The sequence below is a fragment of the Streptomyces sp. NPDC058045 genome, assembly GCF_042885635.1.
Taxonomy (GTDB): domain Bacteria; phylum Actinomycetota; class Actinomycetes; order Streptomycetales; family Streptomycetaceae; genus Streptomyces.
Genome location: NZ_JBHVRR010000027.1, coordinates 1 through 14,428, shown reverse-complemented (window position 1 = coordinate 14,428; position 14,428 = coordinate 1). Strand labels below are relative to the sequence as shown.

The window sequence follows — 14,428 nt, the reverse complement described above, 5'->3', positions numbered from 1 at the left end:
CGATGGCGGCTGAGGAGAAACTCCGTGACTACCTGAAGCGCGCGACCGCCGAACTCCAACACGTCCGGCAACGGCTCAAGGACGTGGAGGACCAGGCCCGCGAACCCATCGCGATCACCGGTATGAGCTGCCGCTACCCCGGCGGGGTGACCTCGCCGGAGGACCTGTGGCGGTTGGTCGCGGACGGCACCGACGCCATCGCGCCGTTCCCCACCGACCGCGGCTGGGACACCGAGGGCCTCTACGACCCCGACCCCGCGCACCCCGGCACCTCCTACGTCCGCGACGGCGGCTTCCTCGACGGGGTCACCGCGTTCGACGCGGCCTTCTTCGGCATCAACCGGCATGAGGCGCTGGCCATGGACCCCCAGCAGCGGCTGCTGATGGAGACCGCCTGGGAGGCCGTCGAACGGGCCGGGATCGACGCGACCACCCTGCGCGGCAGCCGTACCGGGGTCTTCGCCTCGGTGATGTACCACGACTACGCGGAACTGCTGGCGGGGCGGGAGGAACTCGCCGGGTATGTCATCAACGGCAGTGCCGGAAGCATCGCCTCCGGGCGGATCGCCTACACCTTCGGCTTTGAGGGCCCGGCGCTGACCGTGGACACGGCCTGCTCGTCGTCCCTGGTCACCCTGCATCTGGCGATGGAGGCGCTCCGCGGCGGCGAGTGCTCCCTGGCGCTCGCGGGCGGCGCCACGGTGATGTCCACGCCCGCCTCGTTCGTGGAGTTCAGCCGCCAGCGGTCACTGGCGCCCGACGGCCGCTGCAAGGCGTTCTCGGCGGCGGCGGACGGCACCGGCTGGGGCGAGGGCGTCGGCATGTTGCTGCTGGAACGCCTCTCCGACGCCCGCCGCAACGGCCACCCCGTGCTCGCCGTGGTCCGCGGCAGCGCCGTCAACCAGGACGGGGCGAGCAACGGGCTCACCGCACCCAACGGGCCCTCGCAGCAGCGTGTCATCCGGCAGGCCCTGGAACGCGCCCGGCTGCGGCCGGAGGAGATCGACGCGGTGGAGGCGCACGGCACCGGCACCGCGCTCGGCGACCCCATCGAGGCGCATTCGCTGCTGGAGACCTACGGGCGGGAGCGGGCCGCGGACCACCAACTGTGGCTCGGTTCGCTGAAGTCCAACATCGGGCACAGCCAGGCCGCCGCGGGCGTCGGCGGGGTGATCAAGATGGTGATGGCCCTGCGGCACGGCATCCTGCCCAGGTCCCTCCACAGCGAGGAACCCACCTCGCACGTCGACTGGTCCTCGGGACCGGTGCGGCTGCTGTCCCGGGCCAGGCCCTGGCCCGAGACCGGCCGCCCCCGCCGCGCCGCCGTCTCCTCCTTCGGCATCAGCGGCACCAACGCCCACGCCCTGCTGGAAGAGGCACCCGCACCGGACGACACCCTGGCGGAGCAGGGCGCCCAACTCGCCTCGCCAGAAAGGCTGTTCACCGAAACCGGGGCCGAATCCGGGGTCGGGTCCGGGGGCGAGTCCAGGCACGCGCCGCCGCTGCCCTTCGTGGTGTCCGCGCGTTCCCCCGAGGCGCTGCGGGACCTCGCCCGCCGGCTGGGTGAACGCCTGACCGCCGCCCCCGACGCGGTCCTCACGAACCTCGCGGCCTCGCTGCTCGCCTCCCGCGCCCTGTTCGAGCACCGCGCCGTCGTCCTCGCCGCCGACCGGGACACCCTGCTCGCCGAACTCGCCCGCCTCGCCGCCGGAGACCCCGGCCCGGCCACCGTCGCCGGTACGGCACTGCCCGACGCGCCCCGGCCCGTCCTCGTCTTCCCCGGCCAGGGCTCCCAGTGGACCGGGATGGCCCGTGAACTCCTCGACGCCTCACCGGTGTTCGCCCGCCGCGTCGAGGAGTGCGCCCAGGCCCTCGCCCCGTACACCGACTGGTCGCTCACCGAGGTCCTGCGGGAGGCTGAGGGGACACCGCCGCTGTCCCGGGTGGACGTCCTCCAGCCGGTGCTGTTCGCGGTGATGCTGGGGCTGGCCGAGTTGTGGCGTGCCGCGGGGATCGAGCCGGCCGCCGTCGTCGGGCACAGCCAGGGCGAGGTGGCGGCCGCCGTCGTCGCGGGCGCCCTCACCCTGCCCGACGCGGCCCGGATCGTGGCCCTCCGCAGCCAGGCCCTGCTGGACATCTCCGGCACCAGCGGGATGGCCTCGGTCGCGCTCTCCGCCGAGGACGCCGCAGGACACCTCGCGCCCTGGGCGGACCGGCTGTCGGTGGCCGCGGTCAACGGCCCGCGCTCCGCCACCGTCTCCGGGGACCGCGACGCACTCGGCGAACTCCTCACCGCACTGGAGGCCGAAGGCATCTGGGCCCGCCGCATCCCCGGCGTGGACACCCCCGGGCACTCGGTGCGCGTCGACGCGGTGCGGGAGCGGATGCGTACCGCGTTCGCGGAGATACGGCCGCTGCCGTCCGCGGTGCCCTTCTACTCCACGGTCACCGGCGGCCTGCTGGACACCACCCTGCTCGACGGCGACTACTGGTACCGCAACATGCGGCAGACGGTGCTCTTCGAGCCGGCGGCCCGCGCCCTCGCCGACGCCGGGTATGCGCACTTCCTGGAGGTCAGCCCGCAGCCCGTACTGCATGTCTCCCTCGGCCAGACCCTGGACACCGGCGGCCGGCACAGCTTCCTCGGCGCCACCCTGCGGCGGGACGAGGGCGGGCGGCAGCGGATGCTCACCTCCTTCGCCGAGGCCTGCGTACACGGGCTCGCGCCGCGCTGGGCCGCCGTACTGCCCTCCGGCCCCACCGCCCCGTTCGCCCTGCCCACCTACCCCTTCCAGCGGGAGCACTGCTGGCCCGGGCCGCGGCCGAGCGGCGGCGGCGCGGACACGCTGGGCCTCGACCCCGCCGGGCACCCGCTGCTGGGCGCCGTGGTGGAACTCCCCGGCGCGGACGGCCACCTCTTCACCACCCGGCTGGCCCGCGGCACCCACCCCTGGCTCACCGAGCACCGGCTGGGTGACGACGTACTGCTGCCGGGCACCGCCTTCCTCGAACTCGCCCTGCACGCGGGACGGCACCTGGGCTGCCCGCGGGTGAGTGAACTCCTCCTGGCAGCACCGCTGTTGCTGCCCGAGCGGGGCGGAGTGCGGATCCGGGTCACCGTCGGCGCCCCGGACGAGGAGGGCCACCGCGACCTGCGGGTGCACGCCCGCACCGAGGACGCCGACTCCTGGACCCGGCACGCCACCGGCACCCTGACACCCGAGACAGCACCGGCCCCGCCGCCCTCGGGAACCTGGCCGCCCACCGGCGCCGAACCACTCCAACTCGACGGCCACTACGAGGACTTCGCCGCGGCCGGCTTCGGTTACGGCCCGTCCTTCCGTGGTCTGCGGGCCGCCTGGCGGCACGGCGAGGAGATCCTCGCCGAGATCGCGCCGCCCGGCCAACTCCGGTCCGAGGCAGCCCGGTTCGCCCTGCACCCCGCCCTTCTCGACGCCGCCCTGCACGCCATCCCGCTGGGCGCGCTCGGCCCCGGGGGCGCCGGAATCGACGCGGGCCGACTGCCGTTCGCCTGGCACGGCGTCCAACTGCACAGCAGCGGTGCCCAGTTGCTCAGGGTGCGGCTGGCCCCGGCGGGCGAGGACACCGTCTCGCTCGAAGTCGCGGACCAGTCCGGGCTGCCCGTCGCCTCCGTCGACTCCCTCACCCTGCGCCCCCTGCCCAAGGGCGCACTCGCCGCGCCCCGTACCGACTCGCTGTTCCGGCCGCGCTGGGAACGCATCCCGGACGCCGGGGCCGGCGGTACCCTGCGCTGGGCTGCCCTCGGCGGCACGGAACCGGCCCCCGAAGGCACCCACCGCTTCCCCTCGTTCGGGAAACTCGCCGCCGCCCTCGACCAGGAACCCGCCCCGGACGTGCTGGTGACCTGGGTGGAACCCGGCCCCGAACCGCGCCCCCGACTCGCCCAGGTACTCGACCTGATCCAGCGCTTCCTCGCCGAGGAACGTCTCACCGGGACCCGGATGCTGCTGGCCTTCCCGGGCACGGCCGAACCCGCCGCAGACCCCGCACTCGCCGCCGTACGCGGACTGCTCCGCTCGGCCGAGTCGGAGAACCCGGGCCGCTTCGTCCTGGTGGACCTGGACACTCCTGATCAGGGCGAGGCGCTGGCCGCGGCACTCGCCACCGGCGAACCCGAAATCGCCGTCCGCGCAGGGGAGTTGTACGTCCCCCGGCTCGTGCGGGCGGTGCCCGCCACGCCCCCGGCCCTCGACCCGGACGGCACCGTCCTCATCACCGGCGGCACCGGCACCCTCGGCAGCGCGGTCGCCCGCCGGCTGGTGACAGAGCACGGGACACGCCGGCTGCTCCTCGTCAGCCGCACCGGCCAAGCCACCCAACTCGCGGCCGAGCTGCAAGAGTTGGGCGCGGAGGTCACCGTCGCCGCCTGCGACACCGGTGACCGCCAGGCCCTCGCCGCACTGCTCGGCACCGTGCCGCGGGAGCATCCGCTGACCGCGGTGGTGCACGCCGCCGGGGTCCTCGACGACGGGGTGGTGCAGTCACTCACCCCGCGGCACTTCGACACCGTGCTCCGGGCCAAGGCCGACGCCGCCCGGCACCTCCATGAACTCACCCGGGACTCCGGCCTCACCGCCTTCGTCCTGTTCTCCTCCGCCGCGTCCCTCTTCGGCGCGCCCGGCCAGGGCAACTACTCCGCCGCCAACGCCGTCCTCGACGCACTCGCCCGGGAGCGCAGAGCGGCGGGACTGCCCGCCGTGTCCCTGGCCTGGGGCCTGTGGGCGGAGGCCAGCGGAATGACCGGCCACCTCGACAGCGCGGGCCTCGCCCGCGTCGAACGCAACGGTGTACGGGCCCTGTCCACCGAGGAGGGCCTGGCCCTCTTCGACGCCGCACTCGGCCACCAGGAAGCCGTACTGGTGCCGTTCCGGCTGGACACCGGTGAACTGCGGCGGCTGCCGTCGGGGGTGCCGCCGCTCCTCCGCTCACTGCTGCCCGCGGCCCCGCGCGAGACCGCCGCCACGCCGGGCGGCGCCCCGCTCACCCAGCGGCTGGCCGGAGTCGCCGCGGAGGAACGCCGCCGCATCATCCTGGACCTGGTACGCGGTCACACGGCCGGTGTCCTCGGCCTGTCCGGCGCCGCCGCCGTCGAGGAGCACCAGGGCTTCTCCGCCCTCGGCATGGACTCGCTGACCGCGGTCCGGCTGCGCAACGAACTCGGTACGGCCACCGGGCTCACCCTGCCCACGACCCTCGTCTTCGACCAGCCCACCCCCGCCGCCCTCGCCGCCCACCTCGACACCGTCCTCGGCACGGAGCCCACCGAGGCACCGCTCCCGCTCGCCGGTGAACTCGACGGTATGGAACGGGCGTTGCGCTCCCTCGTCGAACGGGGCTCCCGCACGGAAGGGGCGGAGGGGCCGATGACCGGGGACGGTGTGCGGGCCAGGCTGCACCAGCGGCTGACCGCGCTCGCGGAGCTGGTCGCGCCGGACGGTGCCGGGGCGGACAGTACCGGGGCGCGGGCCGAGGGCGACGGTGGGTCCGAGGGTGGGGGCACGGCGGCCGAGCAGCTCGGCTCCGCCTCCGCCGACGAGATATTCGCCTTCATCCAGCAGGAGTTCGGCAAGTCCTGACCGGCACCGGACCGCCGGGGACTCCCTTGTACAAGGCCCCGGCGGTCGCGCCGTGCGCGGGTCAGGCCGTGTGCGGGTCAGGGCTTGTGCAGCCGGACCGGGAGCCGTACGAGGCCCTGCATCATGAAGCTTTTGCGCCAGGTCAGCTCGGAGTCCGGCACGGCGAGCGCGAGATCCGGGAAGCGCGTCAGCAACTGGCGCAGCGCGATCTCCATCTCCAGCCGAGCCAGCGGCGCCCCCACGCAGTAGTGCACCCCGTGCCCGAAACCCAGATGGCCGGTGGTGGACCGCCGCACATCGAGCTGGTACGGGCAGGCGAACTGCCCGCCGTCCCGGTTGGCCGCGCCGAGCAGCACCGACACATACTCGCCGGCGCCGATCGTCACCCCGCCCAGCTCGAAGGGCTCCGTCGCGAACCGCAGGGTGGCCCGGTTGCCGGGGCCCTCGTAGCGCAGGAACTCCTCGTTGGCGCCCGGGATCAGACTCGGATCGGCGCGCAGGGCGGCCAACTGCTCCGGGTGGTTCAGCAGGGCGCGCACCCCGTGCCCGATCATGTTGACCGTGGTCTCATAGCCCGCGACGACCATCAGGAAGACGGTGGAGATCAGCTCCACATCGGACAGTTTCGCGTCCTCGTCCCGCGCCTGGATGAGCGCACTGACCAGGTCGTCGCCCGGAGCGGCCCGCTTGACCTGGATCATCCCGGCGAGGTGCTTGCCGAAGGCGGCCATATTGGCCCCGGCGTTCTCGTCGTCGTCCGACATGATCGCGGTGGTCAGCGACACCAGCACCGGGAAGTGCTCATCGGTGATCCCGAGCAGCTTCCCCAGCACCTGGACGGGGAACTTCGACGTGTACTCGGCCACCAGGTCGACGCTGCCGTCGGGGGACTCGGCCGCCCGCTGCTCCATCGCGTCGAGCAGGGTGCCGCTGATCTCCTCGATCGCCGGCTCCAACCTCCGTACCCCGCGGGCCGTCAGCGCCTTGGTGACCAGTTTCCGCAGCCGGGTGTGGTCCGGCGGATCCATATTGAGCATGTGCTGGCCGACCGAGCTGTCCTCCAGGCGCGGTGTGCCGCCCTCGGACATCTCGCGGTCGAAGTAGCCGAGTTGCACGGAGGTTTCGATGTCCTTGGACAACAGGGGATGGGCGAGGGCTTCTCGTGACTCCTCATAACTGACAACCGCCCACACCTTCAGGCCACTCGGCAGCACCATCCGGTGCACCGGCCCCTGTTCCTGCAGCGGCTCGTAGGCAGGGTAGGGATTCGTCAAGAACTCCTCGTCCATGAGGGGCAGGCTCACAGGAACTCCTTGCTGGGAAAGGCGAAGACTTCGGTCGGTGCCGGAGCGGGGGCGAGAACCCGGGGTGTATCCGAGTGCCGTACGTATTCCGGGAGTCGGCCGGATCCCGGTGAGATCCCGGTGAAATCCCGATGAAGTCCCGGTGAAACGCCCGGAGTTGGCCGGGCGCGCCCGGTGTGCAAGTTCCGGCCCCGCTGCGCGTGAGGGTACATCCGGGCCGGTCCGGCTGTCAGTGCAAGGCGGCGCCGGGTCGCCGGAGAGTGACCGTGCAGAACCGTTCTGTATCTCCGGACGGCAACCCGTTTTCCGTCTTCTACCGGAATGGCACCGAGCGGGCCGTTCTGCGCTGAATCCCGTCAACTCCCAGGTAAGGAAGGGTATTTCAGCCCCGTTGCCAGACCGGTGCGGTACTCATTGATCTCTGACCGCCCGCCCTTTAGTGTGAGCCCGCGGCAGACCCGCCGCCTCCGGAACACGGCACTTGAGAAGCACTCAAAACGGCCATCCGGTGCGGTATCCGATACAAATCCCTCCCCGGCACAGGGGCAGCTCTGCCACGCCTGGGACTGACTTGAGCGGAAGGGGCGCGGGTGGGTACTGATCCCGTCCGTACGGTCACGGAGTTGCTGCGGAAGCACGCCCAGGAGCGTCCCGCGGCGATCGCCTATTCCGACATCGCACGCACCATCACCTACGGTGAGCTGGAGAACACGACCGGCCGACTCGCCGGCCATTTCGCGGACTGGGGAATCAAGCCCGGCAGCAAGGCGATCGTCTGCCTCGGAAACCGGGTGGAAATGGTGGAGAGCGCCCTCGCCCTCACCCGCGCCGAACTCATCGGAATCCCCCTCAACCCGCATTCCTCGCGGCCCGAGATCGCGCACGCCCTCACCGACTCCGAAGCCGTGCTCGCCATCACCGACGAGGAACACGCCCCGCTGTTCCGCGCCCTGGACGAGGCCGCGGACCGCCTGCACCTGGTGGTGGTGTCCGACGCCGGCAACCCCACCGGGCAGCACCCCCGCACACACGACCACCGGCACCTGCGCGACACCGAGCCCGCCACACCCGCCCGGGACGGTATGCGCCCCGACGACCTCGCCTGGATGCTGTACACCTCCGGCACCACCGGCACACCCAAGGGCGTGCTCTCCACCCAGCACGCCGGACTCTGGTCCGCCGCCCACGGCTACACCGCACTCCTCGACATCCGGCCCGGCGACCGACTGCTCTGGCCACTGCCGCTGCACCACAGCTTCGCCTTCAACCTGTGCGTCCTCGGTGTCGTCACCGCCGGAGCGAGCGCCCGTATCCTCGCCGACTTCGCCGCCGACGAGGTCCTCGCCGAACTGCGCGCCGGCCAGTACACCCTGATGGCCGCCGTCCCCGCGATCTGTCACCGCCTGGTCGACGCCGCCGACGACAGCGCCACCGCACTGGCCGGCCTGCGGGCCTTCCTGGTGGCGGGCGCCCTCACCAGCGCCGCACTCGCCGAACGCTTCCAGTCCGCCTTCGGCATCCCCCTCATCGACAGCTACGGCAGCTCCGAGACGACCGGCGTCATCACCTGCAACACCCTCAACGAGGCCCGCAGACACGGCTCTTGCGGCAAACCGGTCCCCGGGATCACCGTCCGCGTCGTCGACCCCGACACCCGGCGGGAACGCGCGACCGGCGCCGAGGGGGAGATCTGGGTCGCCGGTCCCAGCCTGATGACCGGCTACCACCGCGACCCCGAGCAGACCGCCCGCGCCTTCCACGACGGCTGGTACCGCACCGGCGACACCGGCGCCCTCGACCAGGACGGCTATCTGCGCATCACCGGCCGCCTCAAGGAACTCATCATCCGCGGCGGCGAGAACATGCACCCCGCCGAGATCGAGGACGTCCTCCGCACCGCCCCCGAAGTCGCGGACGCCGCCGTCGTCGCCCGCCCGCACACCCGCCTCGGCGAAGTCCCCGTCGCCTACCTCGTCCCGGCACCGGGACAACAGTTGCCCGTCGCCCACCTGGTGACCCAACTGCGGGAACGCCTCGCCTACTTCAAGGTGCCCACCGAACTCCGCCTGACCGCCGGCATCCCGCGCACCGCCTCCGGCAAGACCATCCGGCGCCTGGTCGCCGAACAACCCTCCCGCCTGCTCGCCTGCACCGCGACCCACCACCCCCGCCTCCTCGGCACCGGCCCGGCCCACCCCGCCCTGCCCGCCACCCTCCCCGCCGACGACACCAGCACCCTCACCGGACAACCCGTACTCCTGCTGTCCCACCCGCAGTCCGACGCAGACGCCCAAGCCTCCGACCCCGTAGGGGAGTTGGCCGACCACCTCACCACCTGGCACAACAGCCCCGAGGTACTCCGCGAGGACACCGGCCCCGAGGCCTGGCGCACCGCCGCAGCCCACCACCCCCACCATGTACCGGTACTCATCGCCCCGCCCGGCGCCACCACCCGCGCCTTCACCCGCGAACTGGCCGCCGCTGGACGGGCGTTGTACACCCTGAGCCCGGAACCGGACGTCACCCCGGCCGGACTCCGCGACGCCCTCGACGCCGCCCTCATCGAAGGCGCAGCCGAACTACGGGTCCTCGCAGCCGACCGCCCCGCCTCCGCCCTCACCACCACCGTCACCCCCGACCCCGCCCGCGCCGAACGGCTCACCGCCGAACTCCGCACCCTGACCGGCCCCGCACAACGCACCCGACTCCGCGCACTGGTCGCCCGCGCCCTCTCCGCCGTCCTCGGCACCCCGCTACCGGCCGGCGCCGACCCGCGAACACCCTTCCGTGCGTTGGGTTTTGATTCGCTGGCCGCGGTGGAGTTGCGTAATCGTCTGGTGGCGGAGACGGGTTTGGTGTTGCCGTCTTCGTTGGCTTTCGATAGGCCGAGTCCCAAGGTGTTGGCGGATTTTCTGGGTGCGGAGTTGTTGGGTGATGTGGGGGTTGGTGTTCCGGAATCGGGTTCGGTTTCGGGTGTGGATTGTGATCCGGTGGTGGTTGTGGGGGTGGCTTGTCGTTTTCCTGGTGGGGTGGGGTGTGCTGAGGATTTGTGGGAGTTGGTGGTTTCGGGTGGGGATGTGGTGGGGGCGTTTCCGGGGGATCGTGGGTGGGATGTGGAGGGGTTGTTCGGTGTGGATGCGGGGGTGCGGGGGACGACGTATGCGGTGGGGGGTGGGTTTTTGGAGGGGGTGGGGGATTTTGATGCGGAGTTTTTTGGTATTTCGCCGCGTGAGGCGTTGTCGATGGATCCGCAGCAGCGTCTTCTGTTGCGGACTTCGTGGGAGTTGTTCGAGAACGCGGGTATCGATCCGGAGTCACTACGCGGCAGCCGTACCGGCGTCTTCGCCGGTCAGATGTACCACGACTATGCGCAGCGCCTCACCCAAGAGCCCGACCTTGAGGGGTACTTGAGCACCGGCACCGCAGGAAGCGTCCTGTCCGGCCGGCTGTCGTATTTCTATGGTTTTGAGGGTCCGGCGTTGACGGTGGATACGGCGTGTTCGTCGTCGTTGGTGGCGTTGCATTTGGCGGTTGAGTCGTTGCGGCGTGGTGAGTGTGGTGTGGCGGTGGTGGGTGGGGTGACGGTGATGTCTACGCCTGGTTCGTTTGTGGATTTTGCTCGTCAGGGTGGGCTTTCGGTGGATGGTCGGTGTCGTGCTTTTGGTGCGGGGGCGGATGGTACGGGGTGGTCGGAGGGGGTGGGGTTGTTGTTGGTGGAGCGGTTGTCGGTTGCGCGGGGTTGTGGGCATGAGGTGTTGGGTGTGGTGCGGGGTTCGGCGGTGAATCAGGATGGTGCGTCGAATGGTTTGTCGGCGCCGAATGGTCCTGCGCAGCAGCGGGTGATTCGTGAGGCGTTGGCGAGTTCTGGTGTGGTGGGTGGTGAGGTGGATGTGGTGGAGGGGCATGGGACGGGGACGGTGTTGGGTGACCCGATTGAGGCGCAGGCATTGTTGGCGACATATGGGGTGGAACGTGGGGCTGGGGAGCCTTTGTGGTTGGGGTCGGTGAAGTCGAATCTGGGGCATACGCAGGCTGCGGCGGGTATGGCCGGTGTGATCAAGATGCTGATGGCGATGCGGCGGGGGGTGCTGCCGCGAACGCTGCATGTGGAGGAGCCGACGCCGCATGTCGACTGGTCGGCGGGCGGGGTGCGGCTACTGACCGAGGAGCGCCCCTGGCCGGACACCGGCCGGCCGCGCCGCGCCGCCGTCTCCTCCTTCGGCATCAGCGGCACCAACGCCCACGTCATCCTGGAGCAGGCCCCGGCCCCCGACTCTGCGCTGAGGCCCGATGGGCAGGGCGCTCCTGACCGTTGCGGCACCCCGCCGCTGGTCCTCTCGGCCCGGAGCGAGCCGGCCTTGCGCGCCCAGGCGGCCTCGATACATGCCCACCTCACCGCGCGTCCCGAACTGCCCCTGCCGGACGCCGGGTTCGCACTCGCCACCACCCGCGCCGTACTGGAACACCGCGCCGCGCTCCCCGCCGACGACCGGGCAACCCTGCTGAACGCCCTCGCCGCCCTGGCCGACGGCACCTCGACTCCGGGCGTGAGCCGGGGCAGCGGCACGGCCGCCCAGGGCGAACCCACCGCTTTCCTCTTCTCCGGCCAGGGTGGGGAACGGGCGGGGATGGGGCGGGAGTTGTATGGGGCGTTTCCGGTGTTTGCGGGGGTGGTTGATGAGGTGTGGGGGGTGTTGGGTGATGAGGGTGTGCCGGGGTCTACGGGGTGGGCGCAGGCGGGGTTGTTTGCGTTGGAGGTGGGGTTGGCTGGGTTGGTGGGGTCGTGGGGGGTTCGGCCGGATGTGGTGTTGGGGCATTCGGTGGGTGAGGTTGCGGCGGCGTATGTGGCGGGGGTTCTCGACCTGGGTGATGCGGCTCGGTTGGTGGGTGAACGGGGCCGGTTGATGGGGGAGTTGGCCTCCGGGGGCGGGATGGCTGCGGTGGCTTTGCCGTTGCCGGAGACCCAGGAGTTGTGTGCTCGGTTCGGTGGTCGTCTTGAGGTGGGGGCGGTGAATGGTCCCCGGTCGTGTGTGGTGTCGGGGGCCGCGGATGCGGTGGACGAGGCGGTGGAGTTGGTCCGGGGCAGCGGTGGTCGTGCGCGTCGTCTCCCGGTCGGTTACGGGTTCCACTCCCGGTTGATGGAGCCGATGTTGGAGCGTTTCGGCGAGGTGGTGGCCGGGCTGGAGTTGCGTGAGCCCCAGATCCCCTTGGTGTCGAATGTGACGGGTGGGGTGGTCGGCCGGGAGGTGACCACTCCCGACTACTGGATGCGTCACGCCCGCCAGAGCGTCCTGTTCCACGACGGCATACGGACCTTGCAGGCCCAAGGAGTCACCCGTTACCTGGAGTTGGGTCCGGATGCCGTCCTCACCGCCCTGGCGCAAGAGTGCCTGGAGGACTCCGGTTCCCGTTCCTTCGTCGCCCTGCAACGTCCCGGCCGTGGTGTGGTCGAGTCGGCGTACGGAGCGCTGGGGGAGCTGTTCTGCTCGGGGCTGGTGCCCGACTGGCAGGCGGTGTACGGGAGTTCGGGTGGTGGTGGGAGGCGGGAGCGGGTCGCGCTGCCCACCTACCCCTTCCAGGAGCGGCGGTACTGGCCGTCCGCTGCCATGCGGGCGATTTCCGAGCGTGCGGGGTCGGAGGAGGGGGCGCTGTACGAAGTCGCCTGGGAGCCTCTTCGGCTGCCGGCGGTCTCCGGCGCGGGGGCACAGGACGATGGTCCCGGTAGGTGGCTCGCGGTGACGGACACCGAGGACGGGCTCACCGAGGGATGTCTTGCGGCGCTGGCGGAGGCGGGCACCGAGGTGGTGCGGGTCGCGCTTCCCGCCGCCCCCGACCGTGCGGATGTCGTCCGTCTGCTCGGTGATGCCCTCATCCCATCGCAGGCCACCGGGATCGTATCCCTGCTGCATGGTGAACACGCCCCGCTGCACAGCCTGTTACTCATTCAGGCGCTGGCCGACCTCGGTACGCAGGCGCCGCTTCACCTCGTCACCCGGGGCGCCGTATGTGTGGGCGCGCGGGACGTCACCCCCGTCCGTGTCGACGGGGCGCAGATCTGGGGCCTGGGCCGGGTCGCCGCACTGGAGGCGCCCTGCACCTGGGGCGGGCTCATGGACCTCCCCGAACCGTCCGCCGCCGACGCGGGCAGCGCCCCACCCGAGGCTGTGACCAGGGCCTTCGTCGCACTGCTCATGGGCGGGTCGGCGGAGGACGAGACCGCGGTACGCGCAGACGAGGTCCTCGCCCGCCGCCTCCGCCCCGCGACCGCCGTGCCACGGGATACGGCGACCGTCGAACGGAGGGCCTCCGCGGGCACCGTACTGGTCACCGGGGGTACCGGCGCACTCGGAGCGCAGGTCGCCCGGCACCTCGCGGCAGCCGGCACCGCCCACCTCCTGCTCACCGGCCGACGTGGCCCCGCCGCCCCTGGCGCCGCCCAACTCCAGGCCGAACTGGAGGAGTTGGGCGCGCGGGTGACGATCGCCGCCTGCGATGTGGCGGACGAGAACGCGCTCGCCCAACTGCTGGACGGCATCCCCGCCGGCCTTCCCCTCACCAGTGTGGTGCACACGGCGGGCGTACTGGACGACGGGGTTCTGACCGCCCTGACACCGGAGCGCCTTGAACATGTGCTTGCCGCGAAGACGCGCGGCGCACTGCACCTGGACCGGCTGACCCGCGCACACCCGCTCGACACGTTCGTACTGTTCTCCTCCGCGGCGGGTGTCGTCGGCGCGGCCGGACAGGCCAACTACGCGATGGCCAATGCCGCGTTGGACGCGCTGGCCGTGCGCCGCCGCCAGGAAGGACTCCCCGCGACGGCCGTGGCCTGGGGTGCCTGGGAGGGCGAGGGCATGGCGGCGGAGGCGGCGACGGTACGCGAGCGGATGCGCCGTACCGGCTTCCGTCCCATGCGGGTGCCTGCTGCCCTGGACATGCTGGACACCGTGCTGCGGGAGGACCGAACTGCCGTACTGGCCGCGGACGTTGACTGGGAGACGTACGGGAAGGCGCACGGTGCGGCGGCTTGCCGGGGAGCGCTGCGGGAGCTCGTCGGGCGGCCGGAGTCGGTGGTCAGCCCCGGCGAACCGGAGGCGGCTGCGGGTGGATTCGCGGCCTCCCTGGTCGGGCGGTCGGCGGATGAACAGCGGGCGCTGCTGGTGGAGTTGGTCCGACGGCACGTCGCCGAACTGCTGATGCACGACTCCCCGGAAAGGATCGACCCGGGCAAGTCGTTCCGTGCGTTGGGTTTTGATTCGCTGGCCGCGGTGGAGTTGCGTAATCGTCTGGTGGCGGAGACGGGTTTGGTGTTGCCGTCTTCGTTGGCTTTTGATCGGCCGAGTCCCAAGGTGTTGGCGGATTTTCTGGGTGCGGAGTTGTTGGGTGATGTGGGGGTTGGTGTTCCGGAATTGGGTTCGGTTTCGGGTGTGGATTGTGATCCGGTGGTGGTTGTGGGGGTGGCTTGTCGTTTTCCTGGTGGGGTGGGGTGTGCTGAGGATTTGTGGG

General features: G+C 71.5%; 3 protein-coding genes. 2 read left to right on the top strand and 1 reads right to left on the bottom strand.

The window, feature by feature from the left end:
- The first annotated feature begins 2 nt into the window (after positions 1–2).
- Positions 3–5,618, top strand: coding sequence for an SDR family NAD(P)-dependent oxidoreductase (locus ACFVST_RS17780; protein WP_390152291.1), 5,616 nt, complete (start codon positions 3–5; stop codon positions 5,616–5,618).
- 77 nt (positions 5,619–5,695) lie between these two features.
- Here ACFVST_RS17780 and ACFVST_RS17775 read toward each other — a convergent pair whose 3' ends face one another.
- Positions 5,696–6,922, bottom strand: coding sequence for a cytochrome P450 (locus ACFVST_RS17775; protein ID WP_390152288.1), 1,227 nt, complete (start codon positions 6,920–6,922; stop codon positions 5,696–5,698).
- Positions 6,923–7,512: 590 nt separating this feature from the next.
- Here ACFVST_RS17775 and ACFVST_RS17770 point away from each other — a divergent pair.
- Positions 7,513–14,428 (top strand): SDR family NAD(P)-dependent oxidoreductase (locus ACFVST_RS17770; RefSeq protein ID WP_390152285.1); only part of this gene is annotated, 6,916 nt, incomplete at its 3' end.

Bases quoted from the DNA above. Each gene is read 5' to 3' on its own strand.
- ACFVST_RS17780 (WP_390152291.1), top strand. From the start codon at position 3: ATGGCGGCTGAGGAGAAACTCCGTGACTACCTGAAGCGCGCGACCGCC.